The organism is Ruminococcus sp. CAG:330 (assembly GCF_000437175.1).
Classification (GTDB): Bacteria; Bacillota; Clostridia; order Oscillospirales; family Ruminococcaceae; genus Ruminococcus_C.
This window is the reverse complement of sequence record NZ_FR898089.1, coordinates 55,280-72,798: the sequence shown is the minus strand read 5'-3', so window position 1 is coordinate 72,798 and position 17,519 is coordinate 55,280. Positions and strand designations below refer to the sequence as shown.

Annotated in this window: 13 protein-coding genes; all 13 read left to right on the top strand. The window is 46.5% G+C overall.

Annotated elements, in window-relative coordinates; all coding sequences use genetic code 11:
• The first annotated feature begins 3 nt into the window (after nucleotides 1-3).
• The 13 genes from QZL66_RS10530 to pyrF all read left to right on the top strand — a co-directional run bounded on the left by QZL66_RS10530 (nucleotide 4) and on the right by pyrF (nucleotide 17,509).
• A complete protein-coding gene (locus QZL66_RS10530; protein WP_022411680.1) occupies nucleotides 4-1,185 on the top strand; it encodes a phosphoribosylaminoimidazolecarboxamide formyltransferase in 1,182 nt (393 codons plus the stop codon).
• Between the two features lie 14 nt (nucleotides 1,186-1,199).
• Nucleotides 1,200-2,486: a phosphoribosylamine--glycine ligase gene (gene purD, locus QZL66_RS10525; protein WP_022411679.1), complete on the top strand. Its 1,287-nt coding sequence runs from the start codon at nucleotides 1,200-1,202 to the stop codon at nucleotides 2,484-2,486.
• A 40-nt stretch (nucleotides 2,487-2,526) separates the two neighbouring features.
• The gene (gene uvrC / locus QZL66_RS10520; protein WP_022411678.1) at nucleotides 2,527-4,368 is read left to right on the top strand and encodes an excinuclease ABC subunit UvrC; all 1,842 of its coding nucleotides are present in this window, start codon (nucleotides 2,527-2,529) and stop codon (nucleotides 4,366-4,368) included.
• Nucleotides 4,281-4,952, top strand: a complete 672-nt coding sequence (gene rsmD, locus QZL66_RS10515) for a 16S rRNA (guanine(966)-N(2))-methyltransferase RsmD (protein ID WP_369677376.1) — start codon at nucleotides 4,281-4,283, stop codon at nucleotides 4,950-4,952. Before uvrC ends, rsmD begins: the two co-directional genes overlap by 88 nt.
• A 2-nt stretch (nucleotides 4,953-4,954) precedes the next feature.
• A complete protein-coding gene (gene coaD, locus QZL66_RS10510; RefSeq protein WP_022411676.1) occupies nucleotides 4,955-5,452 on the top strand; it encodes a pantetheine-phosphate adenylyltransferase in 498 nt (165 codons plus the stop codon).
• Entirely contained in the window at nucleotides 5,449-5,901 is a 453-nt protein-coding gene (locus QZL66_RS10505; protein ID WP_022411675.1) for a hypothetical protein, read from the top strand. The genes coaD and QZL66_RS10505 overlap by 4 nt, the downstream gene beginning before the upstream one ends.
• A 173-nt stretch (nucleotides 5,902-6,074) precedes the next feature.
• On the top strand, nucleotides 6,075-6,524 hold the full coding sequence (locus tag QZL66_RS10500; protein ID WP_022411674.1) for an Lrp/AsnC family transcriptional regulator: 450 nt from the start codon (nucleotides 6,075-6,077) through the stop codon (nucleotides 6,522-6,524).
• Between the two features lie 92 nt (nucleotides 6,525-6,616).
• Nucleotides 6,617-9,973 (top strand): PD-(D/E)XK nuclease family protein, encoded by a 3,357-nt coding sequence (locus tag QZL66_RS10495; RefSeq protein ID WP_022411673.1) that lies wholly within the window; start codon nucleotides 6,617-6,619, stop codon nucleotides 9,971-9,973.
• Nucleotides 9,973-13,653 carry a helicase-exonuclease AddAB subunit AddA gene (addA, locus tag QZL66_RS10490; protein WP_022411672.1) on the top strand — a complete coding sequence of 1,227 codons (3,681 nt, stop codon included), beginning with the start codon at nucleotides 9,973-9,975 and terminating at the stop codon, nucleotides 13,651-13,653. Before QZL66_RS10495 ends, addA begins: the two co-directional genes overlap by 1 nt.
• A 1-nt stretch (nucleotide 13,654) precedes the next feature.
• On the top strand, nucleotides 13,655-14,521 hold the full coding sequence (rsmA, locus tag QZL66_RS10485) for a 16S rRNA (adenine(1518)-N(6)/adenine(1519)-N(6))-dimethyltransferase RsmA (protein ID WP_022411671.1): 867 nt from the start codon (nucleotides 13,655-13,657) through the stop codon (nucleotides 14,519-14,521).
• Between the two features lie 215 nt (nucleotides 14,522-14,736).
• A complete protein-coding gene (pyrR, locus tag QZL66_RS10480; RefSeq protein WP_022411670.1) occupies nucleotides 14,737-15,291 on the top strand; it encodes a bifunctional pyr operon transcriptional regulator/uracil phosphoribosyltransferase PyrR in 555 nt (184 codons plus the stop codon).
• The gene (locus tag QZL66_RS10475; RefSeq protein WP_022411669.1) at nucleotides 15,288-16,580 is read left to right on the top strand and encodes a dihydroorotase; all 1,293 of its coding nucleotides are present in this window, start codon (nucleotides 15,288-15,290) and stop codon (nucleotides 16,578-16,580) included. Before pyrR ends, QZL66_RS10475 begins: the two co-directional genes overlap by 4 nt.
• 5 nt (nucleotides 16,581-16,585) lie before the next feature.
• Nucleotides 16,586-17,509 (top strand): orotidine-5'-phosphate decarboxylase, encoded by a 924-nt coding sequence (gene pyrF / locus QZL66_RS10470; RefSeq protein ID WP_022411668.1) that lies wholly within the window; start codon nucleotides 16,586-16,588, stop codon nucleotides 17,507-17,509.
• The last annotated feature ends 10 nt before the right edge of the window (nucleotides 17,510-17,519 follow it).

The window sequence follows — 17,519 nt, the reverse complement described above, 5'->3', positions numbered from 1 at the left end:
CCTATGTCCAATGAAATGCAGTTGAAATATGGATGCAACCCCAACCAGAAGCCTTCCCGAATCTACATGGAGGATGGTAGTAGTCTGCCAATTACCGTACTGAACGGTAAGCCCGGCTATATCAATTTGCTGGATGCTCTGAACGGCTGGCAGCTGGTTTCTGAATTGAAGGAAGCTACTGGCATGTGTGCAGCAACTTCGTTTAAGCACGTATCTCCGGCTGGTGCAGCAGTTGGCACACCGCTTTCGGATACGCTGAAGAAGATCTACTTTGTAGATGATCTAGGAGAACTTTCTCCGCTGGCATGTGCTTATGCACGTGCACGAGGTGCAGACCGCATGTCCTCTTATGGCGATTTCATTGCGCTGTCGGATGTCTGCGATGTGCCAACCGCAAAGATGATTCAGCGTGAGGTTTCTGATGGTATCATTGCGCCTGGCTATGAGCCTGAGGCACTGGAAATTCTGAAGTCCAAGAGAAAGGGCACTTACAATATCGTTCAGATTGATGCTTCCTATCGTCCGGCTGAATTGGAGCGGAAGCAGGTGTTCGGCATCACATTTGAACAGGGTCATAACTTCCTGAAAATTGACAAGGATATGCTCCAAAATGTTGTCACCGAGAAGCAGGAAATCCCGGAGGATTATCAGCGTGATCTGGTGATTTCTCTGATCACATTGAAGTATACCCAGTCCAACTCCGTTTGCTATGTCAAGGATGGTCAGGCAATTGGTATCGGCGCTGGACAGCAGTCTAGAATCCACTGCACCCGTCTTGCCGGAAATAAGGCAGATATCTGGTGGCTGCGGCAGCATCCCAAGGTAATGGGTCTTCAGTTTGTAGATGGGATTCGCCGTCCGGATCGTGACAATGCCATTGATGTGTACATTTCGGATGAATACATGGACGTTCTTGCTGATGGTGTATGGGAAAACACCTTCAAGGTGAAGCCGGAAGTGTTCACAAAGGAAGAACAGAAGGCATGGCTGGCACAGAACACCGATGTTTGCCTCGGATCGGATGCATTTTTCCCGTTTGGTGATAACATTGAGCGTGCACACAAGAGCGGTGTTGCGTATATTGCAGAGCCGGGCGGATCGATTCGTGATGATCATGTCATTGCAACTTGCAACAAGTACGGCATTGCAATGGCATTTACCGGAATTCGTTTGTTCCACCATTGATCGGAGGTTGCATCATGAAAATATTGGTAGTTGGTGGCGGCGGCCGTGAACATGCAATCATTATGAAGCTTGCGGAAAGTCCGCAGGTAGACGCACTGTATTGTGCTCCCGGAAATGGCGGGATTGCAAAGTATGCGGAATGCTTTCCGGTAAAGGCAACTGATATTGATGGAATTGTTGCGCTGGCAAAAAAACTGGAAGTAGACTATGTCTTTGTTGCACCGGATGATCCGCTGGTAATGGGCATGGTAGATGCATTGCAGGCAGAGGGGTTCCATACATTTGGCCCGAAGAAGAATGCAGCAATTCTGGAGGGGAGCAAGGTCTTTTCCAAGGATTTGATGCAGAAGTACCATATTCCGACTGCGGAGTATCATGTATTCCACACACCGGCTGATGCGCAGGCATTTTTGAAAGAGGCGAACACCTATCCGACTGTCATCAAGGCTGATGGTCTGGCACTTGGAAAAGGCGTTGTCATTGCGCAGAACGAGGAAGAAGCTTTCGCTGCCATTTCATCCATTATGGAGGATAAAATTTTCGGAGAGAGCGGTTCTCAGATTGTCATCGAAGAATTTCTCACAGGTCCGGAGGTTTCTGTTCTGAGCTTTACGGATGGAAAAACCGTTGTTCCGATGGTATCCTCCATGGATCATAAGCGTGCGCTGGACGGAGATATGGGCCCGAATACTGGCGGTATGGGAACGGTTGCACCGAATCCGTACTATACGCCGGAAATTGCCAGGGAATGTATGGAAACAATTTTCCTGCCGACGATTCATGCCATGCAGAAGGAGGGCAGACCGTTTCAGGGCTGTCTGTATTTTGGCTTGATGCTGACACCCAAGGGGCCGAAGGTAATTGAGTATAATTGCCGGTTTGGCGATCCGGAAACGCAGGTAGTTCTGCCGCTTCTGAAAACAGATTTGGTGGAGATCATGCAGGCAATCTGGGAAGAAAAGCTAGATCAGCTGGAAATCCAGTGGAAGGACGAGAGCGCTGCATGCGTTGTTATGGCAAGCGGCGGCTATCCCAAGAAGTACACCACTGGGTTGCCAATCTCCGGTTTGGATGAAAATGGACAGATCGAAGGCTGCTTCGTTTACCACGCCGGAACAAAACTAGAAGGTGGAAAAATCCTGACTTCCGGTGGCCGTGTGCTGGGCGTTACTGCAACCGCAGATTCCTTGCGGAATGCACTGAAAACGGCATATGCTGGCGTGGAAAAAATCACATTTCAGAATGCACATTATCGAAAGGATATTGGTCAGCGTGCACTAAAAGCACTGCCGGAATTGTAATTTGGAAATGCAATAAAAGAAAAGCACTCGGAGGCGTTGTATGAATTTTCGTTTACCTGTTTTACGGGAAAAAACCACAAAATTGACAACGGCTCCGGGCGTTTATTTGATGAAAAATCAGCGGTCAGAGATCATCTACATTGGGAAAGCCAAGAATCTGAAAAATCGAGTGACAAGTTATTTTCGAGAATCTGCGGATCATACACCAAAAGTGGCGAGTATGGTTGAGCACGTATACGATTACGATTTCATTGTTACCGATTCAGAATATGAGGCATTGGTTCTGGAGTGCAGTTTGATTAAGCAGCATCAGCCCAAGTATAACATTCTGCTGAAAGATGATAAAGGGTATAGCTATTTGTGTTTTTCCCACGAAGCGTATCCACGGTTGACTGCGGAGAAAAATAAGCAGAAAGACGGCGATTATCTTGGTCCGTATATGAGCGGCTTTGTCACACAGGAAACGGCACAGGAGACAAACCGTGTATTTCGCCTGCCAACTTGTAACCGCCGCTTTCCACAGGATTTCCGAAAAGGTCGTCCATGTCTGAACTATCACATCCAGCAATGCATGGGTGTTTGCCGTGGGAATATTTCGCAGGAAAGCTATGCGGAAATCATTCGTCAGGCGAAGTCCTATATTCAGATGGGAAGCGCAGATTCTGTAAAGCGAATGCAGGAGGAAATGGAAAAAGCTGCGGAAGCATTGGACTTTGAACGTGCAGCGATGCTGCGAGACCGTATCTCAGCAATTTCAAAAGCAGGGGAAACTCAGAAGATTCTGGATGCTGCATTGCAGGAGGCCGATGTGATCGCCATGGCGGAGAACAGTGGGATGCAGTGTGTTTCTGTTCTGCGATATCGTGGGCGGAGATTGTTTGACAAGGAACCGTTTTTCTTTCGGGAAACGGTGTCACGGGAAGAACTAATAGAGTCTTTTTTGATGCAGTATTATGAGCATCGAAGAACGGATATCCCCAAAAGCATTGTCTTGGAATTTTCCATTCCATCACAGGAGGCGTATGAAAAGCTTTTTTCTGATTTTGTTGGGAAAAAGGTGTCTCTCACAGTGCCGCAGCGGGGAATACTCTGCCAGTTTGTACAGTTGTCCAGAAACAATGCCAGCGAAGAACTTGCCATCCGGTTCAACCGGACTGCAAAGGAAGTGCAGGCGCTGGAGGAACTGGGAACAGCGCTGGGACTCTCAAAACCGCCGCAGTACTTGGAAGCCTATGACATTTCCAACCTTTCGTCGACTTCTATGGTGTGCGGAATGGTTGTGTTTGAAAATGGGCGTCCGCTCAAGCGAGCCTATAAGCGGTTTCGGATGAAAGAACATGTGACGCAGGATGACTACGCCTGTATGCGTGAGGCGATTACCCGCCGTTTGGAGCACTATCGTGCACAAGATGATGAGGGCTTTGCAAGACTGCCGGATTTGATTTTGCTGGACGGCGGACAGGGGCATGTGAACACGATTCTTCCGGTGGTACAGCAGTTTGGTCTGCCGATTCCAGTGTTTGGAATGGTAAAAGATCAAAAGCATCGGACTCGTGCAATTTCCAGTGTGGGCGGTGAAATTTCGCTCTCCTCAAACTGTGCTGCATTTCACTTGCTGACGAGAATTCAGGATGAGGTGCACCGATTTTCTGTGGCGTATATGCACAGTCTGCATGCGAAATCCTCCTATCAGCTGGCATTGACAAAAGTGCGTGGAATCGGAGAGAAGAAGGCACAGAAGCTTCTGCTCCATTATAAGACCATTCTGCAGATGCAGAAAGCTACACCAGAAGAATTGGCAAAGGTTGCAGGTGTAAATTTGAAGATTGCACAGGAACTCTATGCTGTTGTTCAGGAGATAAGTGCTTCCTCAAAAGCATAGGAAATATTTCAAATATCAGAAAGGAAGAAACAGATATGCGTGTCATTGCCGGAAGTGCCAAAGGACGAAAACTAAAAACCCTAGAGGGAATGGAAGTACGGCCGACGACAGACAAGGTAAAAGAAGCTGTTTTTTCCTCCATTCAATTTGATTTGCCCGGTGCAGAAGTGCTTGATCTCTTTTCCGGCAGCGGTCAGATGGGAATTGAAGCGCTGAGCCGTGGGGCGAATCATGCTGTTTTTGTAGATCGTGCAGCAAATTCTCTTCGTGTCACGCGAGAAAATCTGGAATCGCTTCAATTTCTTTCCGACGCTTCGCTTCACCAGATGGATGCGCTTTCTTTTCTACAATCTACGACAGCACAGTTTGATATTGCCATTCTGGATCCGCCGTATCGCAAGGGAATCCTCATGCAGGTTTTGCCGTTGCTGGAAAGCAAAATGCATCCGGACGGAATTGTCATCTGTGAGCATGAGACGGGATTAGAGCTTCCAGAAAACGTGGGCATGCTTTGCTTGACCAAGCAGCGGAAATATAGCACAATCACAATTACCACGTATCTGTGCAAAAGGGAAGAGGTGTAATCATGGAGCGAATTGCTGTGTGTCCCGGAAGTTTTGATCCGGTTACCATCGGGCATCTGGACATCATCACAAGAGCCTCGAAGCTCTTTGACCGTGTTATCGTTCTGGTTTCAAAGAACATTATGAAAACAAACGAAAGCTTTACGCCGCAGGAACGGAAAGACATGATTCTTTGTGTGACAAAGCATCTTTCTAATGTGCAGGTAGATATTTCAGACGGACTTTTGGCAGATTATGTGAAAGATGCCGGTGCAATTGCCATTGTAAAAGGACTTCGGGCGGTAAGTGATTTTGAGTACGAATTTCAGATGGCACTGGCAAATCGAAAGCTGTACGCAGGCGCAGAGACGGTCTTTTTGACGACTACTGCGGAAAATATGTATCTAAGTTCCAGCGTAGTCAAGCAGATTGCAACATTTGGCGGTGATATCAGCCACTTTGTTCCCCCTGAGATTTTAGAATTGATTGAAAAACGATTGGTAAAGGAGAGGCTCTCATGACAATTGAAGAAATTTTGAGTGATATGGATGATCTGTTAGAACGTTCACGGCCGATCCCGTTTGCACCTCATAAAGCTGTGATCGATGCGGATCGGATGCGGGAACTTTTGAACGAAGCACATCTGAACATTCCGGCAGAAATCAAACGTGCGAAGCTAATCGATTCAGATTGTGACCGAATCATTAATGAGGCAAGAAGCAAGGCAGAGGCAATTGTACAGGAGGCGGAAGCCCGTGCAAAGCGGATGCTTTCCGAACAGGCAATTTTGCAGGAGGCAAAACAACGGGCGCTGGATATGCTGACCAAGGCGCAGAATGGTTCAAAGGAGATCAAGAGCGCAGCAGAAAAGTATGTCGATCATTTGCTGACTGATGTGGAAACCTATTTGCAGAATGGTTTGCAGGAAGTAAAACAAACAAAAAGCAGAATTGAAGGCGTAAAAAAATAATAAAATTAAGTTTTGAAAAAGATTTTATAAAAAAGAAAATGTACGTCCACATTTTTTTGCTATACTAAAAGAAATGAAAGAGGCCATTTCAAGATACTGTCCAATTACGATTTTATCGTTTTACTTTTGAAATAAATGTATTCGGCCGCCATGGGAAAGGATGAAGTACGTTCATGGATAAAATTGACGCCATGCTCATTACACTGCTGCAGGAAAATGCAAGAGCGCCGCTGAAATTGCTGGCTTCCAAGGTGTTCCTCTCTGCACCGGCAGTTTCTTCTCGAATCGATAAGCTGGAAAAACAGGGAATTATTTTGGGATATAATACGATTATTGACCGTCAGAAATTGGGATATCACATCACAGCGTTCATAAACTTGGAGCTCTCGGCGGATCAGAAATCGGAGTTTTATCCATTTATCAACAGCTGTCCGAATGTGCTGGAATGCAATTGCGTTACTGGTGTCTATTCTATGCTGATCAAAGTGGCCTTTCCGTCCACACAGGAATTGGATACTTTTATTGGGAAGATTCAGAGATTTGGAAATACTTCGACGCAGATTGTGTTCTCTACGCCGGTTCCGCATCGAGAGATCATTGTTGAACCGAATACCAATCTATAAAATCGTTTTGTCTTGAATTTTTATTTTGCCGCAGTGGAATAGTACATTTCGTCTATTTGCTGCGGCTTTTTTCATAACATAGGTGGTGTAATATGATAAAGTTTATTCTCGGTGGCGCCGGATGCGGAAAATCTACAGCATTGATTCGCAAAATTCAGCGTAAAGTGCAGGAAGAAGAGGAAATCCTGACATTGGTTCCTGAGCAATTCTCTTACGAGTTTGACAAAAAACTCTATCACATCCTGGGTGCAAAGCAATTTAATCGTTTGGAAACACACAGCTTTAAATCTCTAGCACGTGCTATTTTCCAGCGTTACGGAAGCACGCCGGATGGCAAGGAAAATGCAGATGATCTCACACGAACTGCACTCCTGTATCAGGCAATTCAGCAGGTTGCTACTCGGGAAAATAAGCTAACCATTTTGAAAAAGCAATGTCAGCAGACTGCATTTGTGGATGAGGTTTCCATGCTGCTGTCCCAGTTTCGCCGGAGCGGTATCACGCCAGCGTTTCTCTACGAGAGCTGCGGCACATTAAATGGCCGTCTGCTGGAGAAAACCATGGATCTGTTCCATATCTATCAGGCATATGATTGCTTGTTGGAAGCACATCACCTCAAGGATGTGGAAACTGAACTGACAGAAGCAGCAGCAATTGCCAACGGGCAGGATGCGTTTCTGGGAAAAACACTGTTCCTCGATGAGTTTGAGAGCTTCACAGAGGATGAATACGAACTGCTGCAAGTGCTCTTTGCGTTATGTAAAGATGTGGTGATTGCACTGCGAACGGATGAAAAAGAGCAGAAACCATTTTCGCTATTTGAAACCGTAAACGAAACACGATACCGGCTCTCCAGAATGGCATCAGAACTACATATTCCAGTGGATACCCTGTATTGTAATACGGCATACCGTTTTCACACGCCGGATCTCGCATGGCTGAGCCATCATGTTTTTCGGAGTACAGCTGCATTTTGTAATAAGTCAGAACAAATTCATATTTTAGAAGCTTCTACGCCGAATGAAGAAGCGGAGTTTGTCTGTGCAACGATTCGGCGGCTGTTGGCACAGGATCAAGCCCTGCGCTGCCGGGATATTGCAGTGCTCACCAATCAGTTTTCCGATTACCAAAGTGTGCTGGAAACTGCAATGCTGCGCTATGAGATTCCGTACCATATGGATGAGAAGCAATCCATTTTGCATGCGCCGTTGATGATATATTTGCACACCCTATCCAGTCTGATGCAGAAAAAACATCCAAGTACGGAACTTTTGATGCGCCTTGGAAAGACTGGCATGACAGTATGCACGCTATCGGAAATCTCCATTCTGGAAAATTACTGCTACGCTTGGCAGATCGACGGAGCAACGTGGGAGAAGCCGTTTACCGGCGGTGATGCTGAAGTAGCCGAGAAACTCCGGCAAAAGCTTTGGACACCGTTTGAAGAACTGAAAAAATGTTGTAAGGGTACAAAAGAAGGTGCAGCATATTGCCGTATTTTCTATGACTTTTGCATTGCACAGGGCGTGGAGGAACGGTTGACAGAGCAGCTCTCGCATATTGCCGAGGAATCTCAGCGAATGCAGGCACAGGAGGACTGGAATCACGTTTGGAATAGCTGGATTGATATTCTGGATCATATGGAACAGCTGTATGCGGATGTTCCCATGGAACTCTCAGAATTCTGTACCATTTTTCTGGCACTGACCAAGCACATTCAGCGTGTTGTTCCGCCAAGAACGCTGGATGCTGTAATGATTTCTCAGGGAAGTACAGCACGTCTGAATGCGCCAAAAATCGTTTTTCTCCTTGGTGTTTGTGAAGGAACTTTTCCGGCTGCTGCAAGCGGAAATGGCATCTTTTCAGAGAAAGACTTTTTGAAGATGGAAAAGGTGAAAATCCCAGTCGTCAAGCCAAAGGAAGCACAAATGGCGGATGCACGCCTTGCTGCCTATAAGCTGCTCTCCGCTGCTTCCCATACGCTTTACTTAACATATCCGTTGGTCGATATCACACAGCAAAAGTGCTATCCAGCTTCCGTCCTGCTCCAAATCCAGCGGATGTTTCCACGGGCAGAAGCGCTAAAACAGCAGTGCATTGCGTTTTGCGGCTCTTATTATGCGACAACATTGCATGCCGCCTATTATCGCTATGTACAGGATTATTCTGAATATGGCTCAGATACTGCCAGCATTGAAGCAGTTTTGATGCAGGATCCATTTTATCAAAAGCGCCTGCTCCATTTGGAAAATCTTGTGCAAAACGGGAAGGAAAATCCAGAGGATCCGCTGTTTCAAGTGAAGAATCCGGATTTGATGCAGCGATATTTGGGAAATAGCATCCAGCTTTCCGCCAGTGCGCTCAATCGGTATCAGCTCTGTCCGTTTCAATATTTTTGTCAGGATATTCTGCATCTGTTTCGCCGGCAGAAAGTGCAAATGGCTGGAGCTGGAAGCGGCAGTATGATTCACTATTGTCTGGAACAAATTCTAAAACAATATGACCGAGATGCATTTCTGGCATTGACACCGGAAAAACTGCTTTCAAGTACGGTACAGTATGCCGAAAAGTTCTGGGAAAATGAAATGGGCGGAGATTTCTCGAAGAGTTTTCGGGAGCAGGCAGTGTACTCCCATGTGGTTTCTGGAATGCAGGAGCTGATGCGGCATTTGCAGGAAGAATTCTCTCACTCTAAATTTTATCCACGCTATCTGGAATTGCCCATTTCCCCGTCCTCAAAGGATTTTCCGCCAGTGGATTTACGCACAAGGGATGGTCAAAAAATCTGCTTGACCGGAAGCGTGGATCGTGTCGATGTTTGTCAGGAGGCAGACCAGCTGTGGGTGCGTGTGGTGGACTATAAGAGTGATGCAAAACAATTCTCTATTGGAAACCTGCTCTATGGTTTAGATTTGCAGATGCTGATTTACCTGTTCACGATTACATCACCCCAAACACTCCTCTCTGCAGCAAAGCCGGCAGGTGTGCTATATATGCCTTCCGGCAGTGCGCAAAGCGGATTGGTGCGAGGGGAAAACGGCTCTGTGCAAGAGTATTTCGAGAAGACCTATCGCATGAACGGTGTGCTTTTGAAAGACGCCAACCTGATTTCCTTGATGGAACCGGACGGAAATGGTATCTACATTCCGGCGCAGCTGGATGCCAATCATCAGCTGATTGAAAAGTCTGGAACATTTGTGACATGGGAACAGATGAAACATCTGCGGGAATATGTTTTTCAGCAAATGATTCACATGGCAGAGCAGATTTATCACGGTGAGATCGATGCGAATCCGCTTCGCCTGAAAGAAAAGAGCGGTTGCACGTATTGTAGTTATGCGGCAATTTGTGGAAATGCAGGCCAGACGCATGGAAGATGTCTGGAAGGTAGAATGAGTGATCGAGAAAAACAGATGCTGGCACTGCTGGAAAAGGGGGAAGATGCATAATGGCATGGACGGAACAACAGGAGGCGGCGATTACCACAAGAGATTGCGGTCTGATCGTATCAGCTGCTGCCGGAAGCGGTAAGACATCTGTGTTGGTAGAACGTCTGCTTCGCATTTTAATGGAGGAAGATCCGGAAAAGCGTGTTCCGGCAGACCGGATGATTGTTGTCACCTTTACCAACGATGCTGCTGCGGAGATGAAAACAAGACTATATCAGGCGTTGGATTTGCAGATCGAACAGCATCCGGAAAATAAATGGCTGTATCAACAGCAGATTTTGCTGCAAAGTGCGCATATTTCGACCATTAGTTCTTTTTGCTTTGATTTTATTCGAGATAATCTTAGCGACAACGGCATCACTGCTGGATTTCGCATTTTGAATGACACAGAGAGCAAGCTGATGGAGTCAAAGGCAGCAGATGCGGTTTTGAATCAGTGGTATACAGCGCATTCGGAGGAGATGAAAATTCTTTGGAATTGTTTCTGCGAGAAAAACGATACGCCTATTGAACGAATTTTGCTGGAGCTGCACCATTTCTTTGGCTCTGTTCCGTTTCGGGAACAGTGGCAGAAGAAAGTTCTCTCAGAGTTGGAAAAACCGCTGTCGGAAACGGTATATCACAAAAAGTTTCAAGAAAGCTTTGAACAGCTTCTGGAAAATTCTCTGGATGATGCACGGGAAGCAGTGGATATCGCCTCTGGTCTTTATGATACTGTGAAAGACAATACCGTTCTCCCATGGGTGCAGGAAGATCTTCGCTGTCTGGAAAAGCTGAAAATGCAGCTTGATGCCGGAGAAAGGGATACATCGCTGCTTGGAACTGCATTGCTGGAGAAGAGAAAATCAAGAAAGGACGGCAATAAGCGGTATCCAAGAGCAAAAAAGAATATTGTCAGTACGACAGACTATGATACCGTAAAAGCACTTCGGGATCGCTATTCGGTGGCGGAAGACCAGCTTTGTGAGATGATACAGAGCATTTTCCCTTATGAGGAATTGGACATCGCACAGCATCGCCAGCTTGCACCCATTTTCTTTTCATTGGAAAAGGATTTGTTTGATGCGATTTGGGAGATGAAGGTACAGCAAAACGTCCTTGGCTTTGATGATGCAGAACGCATGGCGTTGGAACTGCTTTCCCAAATTGACAAAAACGGAAAACTGCAGCCGTCTGCTCTGGCGAAAGAAATGGCGGATTTTTATCAGCTGATTATGATCGATGAATATCAGGATTCCAACAACAAGCAGGATGATATTTTTAAGTTGATTTCGAGAAATTGCATTGATCCGAAAACAGGCGATTTGCGATACGGGGAAAATGTTTTTCTGGTGGGAGATGTAAAGCAGGCGATCTACCGGTTCCGCTTGGCAAATCCGCAGAACTTTGTTTCCGCCATTCACTCTTCTGCAAATTCATCCAGTGTTTGTAAACATATCTCCTTGAATCGAAATTTTCGAAGTGTTCCCGCAATTCTGAATTTTGTAAACTATACTTGCGGTAATCTCATGTCATTGGACTGCGGAGATGTACAGTATGACGATGGAGAGGCGCTTCAGGCGGGCACTGCAATTTCTGCGATTTTGCCAGAGGAGGAGCAGGCAGTGCATGTTGCAGTGCTGCATGAAAATGCAGATGGCGATGTGCAGCAGCAATATGTGATACGGCAGATTCAGAAAATGATTCAAAACAAAACCGTAGTTGCACAGAAAGATGGAACGCTCCGCCCCTGCGAATACCGTGATTTTTGTATTTTGTTGCGAGATCACACGTTATGCCATGAGTTTGCGCATGCTTTGGAACGAGCAGGAATTCCGGTGCGTGGAACAGAAGAAAAGGGATATTTACAGGCACGGGAGGTTAGCTTGCTCTTGGATATGCTGCGTGTCCTGGATAATCCGCTTTTGGATACTTCTCTTGCAGCGATTATGCTTTCTCCGATGTTTTGGTTTACGGCAGAGGAATTGGTACAACTGCGGATGCTCTCCAAGAAGTCGAGTCTATACGCTGATGTTTGTATGGCAATCGGCGTTATGCCGGCAGAAAAGGAATCATCTGCGGCATATCGGAAGGAACTTCCGGAACTTTTGCTGCAAAAATGTCAGGAGCTCTATCAAATTTTACAGCAGCTTCGTCAGGATGCTGCGCTGATGACGCTGGAAAATCTGATTCATCGAATTTATGATCGAACCGATTTCCTGTCGGTTATGCAATTGACACAAGACGGAGAGCGAAAGCGTGCAAATTTGAATATGCTTTTGCAGTATGCACGGCAGTATGAGGAGAATCAGACATCTTCTGCCGGAGGTGTTTCAGGATTTTTGCGGTATATTGATTGGCTGGTGGAGAGCGGTAACGATTTTCAGCAGGTTGCGCCGAGTGCCGGAATTGAGAATGCGGTTGTCATTAAAACTATGCATGGTTCCAAGGGGCTGGAATACCCATTTGTCTTTTTGGGAAACTTGAATCGGAATTTTTCAGGAAACGAAAAGCGAAAGACAGCGCTGTTTTTGGATTCCGGAATGATTGGCTTTCGAATCAAGAACCCAGAAGAATACACAGAGGCGAAAACATTGCCATACTTGGTGCTGGAGCAGGAGATTGAGAAAAAGTCAAAGAGTGAGGAACTTCGGTTGCTATATGTTGCAATGACCCGTGCCAAACAGCAGTTGTTTTTGCCATTGGTTCAAGAAAAGCTGTATCAGGCAAAGAAGTATAAACTGGACGAATATGCGAAAGACATTCTGCCAGACGGAACGCTTCCTGCTTCGCTGGTTTTGTCAGCCAAAACCATGGCGGATTGGATTTGGATGTGTTTGGTTCTCTCTAATGATGCGACGCTTCAGAAGATCGTCAAACTTCCAGAAAAGAATTGGGATACACCGGCATGGATGGAACATCTTCAAATACAATATGAGGACGATTTGCCAGAGGTGATTGCAGGGGAAACAGAAACGCAGAAACATCTGCCGGATGCGGATCCGGCAGTCACTTCGGAAATCCTGCATATGATTGAGTTTCAGTATCAGTCTTCTGATGTGGAACGTGCCTCCCTGCTTAGTGTTTCTGCAATACAGGAATCACAGAATCACAGTGCACCGATTTGGAAAAGACCCCAGTTTTTGCAAAAGACGAGAAAGCTTACCGGCGCAGAACGTGGTACGGCAATTCATACCTTTTTTCAATATGCGGATTTTAAGCGGGCAGAACTGGATGTGCCAGCAGAAATTGGACGACTTCAAACCCATGGATTTTTGACAAAAGAGCAGGCTGCTGTGGTTCAACCAGAAACCATACAGTATTTTTTCAAGGATCCGATTTACCAGAGTATCAGAAGTGCAAAGCGTATTCTGCGGGAAAAGAAGTTCCTGGTATGTTGTAAGGATTTGAAGCTTTCTCCAAAGATGGAGGCTGTTTTGCAACAGTATCAGGGCTCTGACAGCATGATAAAGGGAATCATCGACCTTGCGTTTTCGGATGGAAAATCCTATACGCTATTGGATTATAAGACAGATGTGATTTCTTCGGAGGAACAGCTGATCGAACGATATCAGGAACAACTGATGCTCTATCGTGCAGCGCTGGAATGTATTAGCGGAATACAGGTTAAACAGTGCTATTTTTACAGCACGCATTTGCAGCGGAGCATTGAAGTGAAAGAATTGGAGGAAGAGAATTGATATGATGGATTTGACGGAGAAAAAAAGCGTGCATGCATTGCTTGCAAGACATGGATTTCATTTTTCCAAAAAATTTGGTCAGAACTTTTTGATTGATGATTCTGTTTGCCCGAGAATTGCGGAAGAGGGAAATGCGTGTGCAGGATATGGCGTGCTGGAAATCGGTCCCGGTATTGGGACGTTGACACAGCAGCTGGCGTTGCGTGCGGAAAAAGTTGCGGCAGTCGAGATTGACACACGGCTACTTCCGATTCTACAGGAAACCGTTGGAAAGTTTGAGAATCTGCATGTGATACAAGGGGACATTTTGGAGTATGATATTCCGGCACTGTTGGAGCAGGAGTTCTCCGGACTTCGATGTGCGGTTTGTGCCAATCTGCCCTATTATATTACTACGCCGATTCTGATGCATCTTTTGGAGAGCGGTGCTGCGATCGATACCATTACCGTGATGGTGCAGAAGGAAGTCGCTGAAAAGCTGACTGCTAAAGTGGGAACAAGAGAATCTGGTGCAATTACTGTTGCAGTCAATTACTATGGTACGGCGGATATCCTGTTTCCTGTGTTGCGGGATAGTTTTCTTCCGCCGCCGAATGTGGATTCGGCAGTGATTCAGATTCAGGTGAAACAGCGGTATGCGGATATCACAAAGAATCCCTCACACTTCTTTGCAATGGTCAAGAATGGTTTTTCCCAGAGAAGAAAGACGCTGGTCAATGCGCTTTCTGCGACTATGGGATATGAAAAGCAGATGCTGATTTCAATATTGGAGGAAATGGAACTTCCGGAATCCGTTCGAATGGAAAAGCTGACAATGGAGCAGCTGATCTCTCTGAGCAATGCGCTTTCAGAAAGAGCAGTCGTGTAGATTTCATTGCAAAAAAGAAAAATCTCAGAAATTCAAAAAAAGTACTGGACAAATCGGTTCAAGTGTGGTATAATAAGCAATGATGAATCCTTTAAGTTGATCCCGTGAGGTTGACAAGGCGCTTCAGAAATTATAGCATACTCTATTTTTGCGATGTTGTAGTGCCTGCCCTGTCTGCCTGATGGGACAGGCATTTTTTGTTGCGGGAGGTGCGTATGGAAAAGAAAGCTTTGATTATGGATGAGAATGCGATTCGCCGTGCGGTGACAAGAATCACTTATGAGATTCTGGAGCGAAATCGTGGCGCTGAAAATCTTTGTATCATCGGAATCCTGTCCCGTGGCGTTGTGCTTGCGGAACGGATTGCCAAAAAGATATTCGATCTGGAACAGGTGCAGGTGGATTTCGGTGCATTGGATATCACCCCATATCGTGACGATCTTACCGCGGACGCATCTCATGCAGAACAGAGCAGCATTCACTTCCCTGTGCAGGATAAATGCGTGGTGATTGTAGACGATGTGCTGTATACCGGAAGAAGCTGCCGTGCGGCAATTGATGCGATTTTAGCTCTTGGCCGTCCGCAATGTATGCAATTGGCAGTGCTGGTAGACCGTGGACATCGGGAACTTCCGATTCGCCCAGATTACGTTGGGAAAAATGTGCCGACATCGCAAACAGAAACCGTATGCGTATCCATGCAGGAAATTGACGGTGTCGATTGTGTCGCAATTTATCAGGACACACCGGATAGAAAGAAGAAAATATGAAACAGAAAATTTTGATTCGAAATGTGCAGATCGTGCAGAAAGCAGTATTTCCACGGTGCGATATCTATATTGCAGATGGTATCATTCAGGAAGTTGCCGCAAAAATCGAAAGACCGGCAGATGTTGAAATCGATGGCTCTTCTTTGACTGCGCTGCCGGGATTGTTTGACATGCATGTCCACTTGCGTGATCCCGGTCAGACGCACAAAGAGGATATTTTGACAGGCGCTGCAGCTGCACTTGCCGGAGGCGTAACGGGTGTTGCCTGCATGCCGAATACAATCCCAGCCATTGATACTGTGGAAACGGTTTGCTATATCGTGGAAAAAGCGAGGCAAACCGGCGTGAAAGTGCATCCGGTTGGCTGCATTACCATGGGGCTGCAGGGCGAAACACTATGCGATTATGATGCCTTGAAAGAAGCTGGAATTTGTGCGATTTCGGATGACGGAAGACCGGTAGAGTGCGCGGAAACCATGCGCCAGGCATTGCAGGAGGCGTATCAGCGAAACATTCCGGTGATCTCTCATTGTGAGGATCTGTCCATCATTCATGGCGGTATTGTGAATCATGGCGTTGCTTCGGAAACGCTGCATGTCAAGGGAATGGATCGTGCTTCTGAGGATTATATTACAGCACGTGAGATTATTTTGGCAGCAACGACAAATACCGCCATTCACATTGCACATGTGAGCACCAGCGGCAGTGTGGAGATTGTTCGCCAGGCAAAGGCGCACGGTGTTCAGGTGACTTGTGAAACCTGTCCGCATTATTTCCTGATGACGGAGGAAGCCGTGCTTTGCCGGGATGCAGACTATCGAATGAATCCGCCACTTCGGACAGAAGAAGATCGAAAGGCGGTTTTGGCGGGTGTTCTGGATGGAACCATTGACTGTATTGTCACAGATCATGCCCCTCATTCACCGGAGGAAAAAGCAGATTTTGAGCATGCGCCAAACGGCGTCATTGGAATGGAAACCTCTCTGGCGGCTTCTCTGAAGCTGGTGCACGCCGGTTTGATGACACTTCCGGAACTTGTTGAGAAGATGGCAATTCGTCCACGCCAGATTCTGCATTTGCCGCAGGTGCAGATTGCACCGGGAGAAAATGCTGAACTGACACTGGTAGATCTGAATTACTGTTGGACGGTTGATCCGGAAAAAATGCATTCCAAGGCTAAAAATGTGATCTGGAAAGGAAAGATGCTGCAAGGAAAGGCGGTTCTGACGATTACAGATGGTGAAGTGAGATATCAGGATGCGCAATATTTTCAGTCGGGAAAGGAATAAGGAATATGTCATTTGATAGATTGATTGCACGGATTGACGAATTGAAAAATCCGTCTGTTGCCGGATTGGATCCGAAGCTGGAATATGTTCCTCGCTTTTTGAAGGATGCTTTCTTTGTTAAGGACGGACATACCTTGAAAGCCGCTGCCGGAGCGATTCTGGCGTTTAATAAGGCTTTGATTGACGAACTTTGTGACATTGTTCCTGCAATCAAACCGCAGGCAGCCTATTATGAGATGTATGGCTGGGAAGGTGTGCGGACACTGGCAGAAACCATTCGTTATGCACAGCAAAAGGGCATGTATGTTATGACAGATGGTAAGCGGAATGACATTGGCGCAACCATGACTGCATATGCAACAGCGCATCTGGGAAAAGTAATGGTAGATGGCGTGGAGCTGGAGCCATTTGGCGCAGATGCTTTGACTGTCAATGGATACCTTGGAACAGATGGAATCCAGCCGCTGCTGGATGTCTGCCAGAAGTATGACAAGGGAATCTTTGTTCTGGCAAAGACTTCGAATCCCTCTAGCGGGGAGCTTCAGGATCGGAAAATTGACGGCAAGTCGGTTTATGAGATCATGGGTGAAATGTGCGAAAAGTGGGGAGAACAGCAGATCGGAAAGTATGGCTACTCGGCAGTAGGTGCTGTAGTTGGTGCAACTTATCCGGAACAGCTGGCAGAACTGCGGGCAAAGCTTCCGCATACCATGTTCCTTGTTCCTGGCTATGGTGCGCAGGGCGGCGGCGCAAAGGGCGTTGCCGGTGCATTTGATGCCAACGGAAGAGGTGCCATTGTGAATTCTTCTCGTGCAATTATGTGTGCTTACCAAAAGGAAGAAAATTGTCCGGAAGAAGATTTCGCAAAGGCTGCCCGGAGAGAAGCAATCCGGATGCGGGATGATATCATGGCATATCTGCAAAAATAATGGTTATTCA

What these genes read in the sequence shown, in the direction of transcription:
- QZL66_RS10530 (WP_022411680.1), top strand. Translation starts at nt 4, where the DNA reads ATGTCCAATGAAATGCAGTTGAAATATGGATGCAACCCCAACCAGAAG.
- purD (WP_022411679.1), top strand. Translation starts at nt 1,200, where the DNA reads ATGAAAATATTGGTAGTTGGTGGCGGCGGCCGTGAACATGCAATCATT.
- uvrC (WP_022411678.1), top strand. Translation starts at nt 2,527, where the DNA reads ATGAATTTTCGTTTACCTGTTTTACGGGAAAAAACCACAAAATTGACA.
- coaD (WP_022411676.1), top strand. Translation starts at nt 4,955, where the DNA reads ATGGAGCGAATTGCTGTGTGTCCCGGAAGTTTTGATCCGGTTACCATC.
- QZL66_RS10505 (WP_022411675.1), top strand. Translation starts at nt 5,449, where the DNA reads ATGACAATTGAAGAAATTTTGAGTGATATGGATGATCTGTTAGAACGT.
- QZL66_RS10500 (WP_022411674.1), top strand. Translation starts at nt 6,075, where the DNA reads ATGGATAAAATTGACGCCATGCTCATTACACTGCTGCAGGAAAATGCA.
- QZL66_RS10495 (WP_022411673.1), top strand. Translation starts at nt 6,617, where the DNA reads ATGATAAAGTTTATTCTCGGTGGCGCCGGATGCGGAAAATCTACAGCA.
- addA (WP_022411672.1), top strand. Translation starts at nt 9,973, where the DNA reads ATGGCATGGACGGAACAACAGGAGGCGGCGATTACCACAAGAGATTGC.
- rsmA (WP_022411671.1), top strand. Translation starts at nt 13,655, where the DNA reads ATGATGGATTTGACGGAGAAAAAAAGCGTGCATGCATTGCTTGCAAGA.
- pyrR (WP_022411670.1), top strand. Translation starts at nt 14,737, where the DNA reads ATGGAAAAGAAAGCTTTGATTATGGATGAGAATGCGATTCGCCGTGCG.
- QZL66_RS10475 (WP_022411669.1), top strand. Translation starts at nt 15,288, where the DNA reads ATGAAACAGAAAATTTTGATTCGAAATGTGCAGATCGTGCAGAAAGCA.
- pyrF (WP_022411668.1), top strand. Translation starts at nt 16,586, where the DNA reads ATGTCATTTGATAGATTGATTGCACGGATTGACGAATTGAAAAATCCG.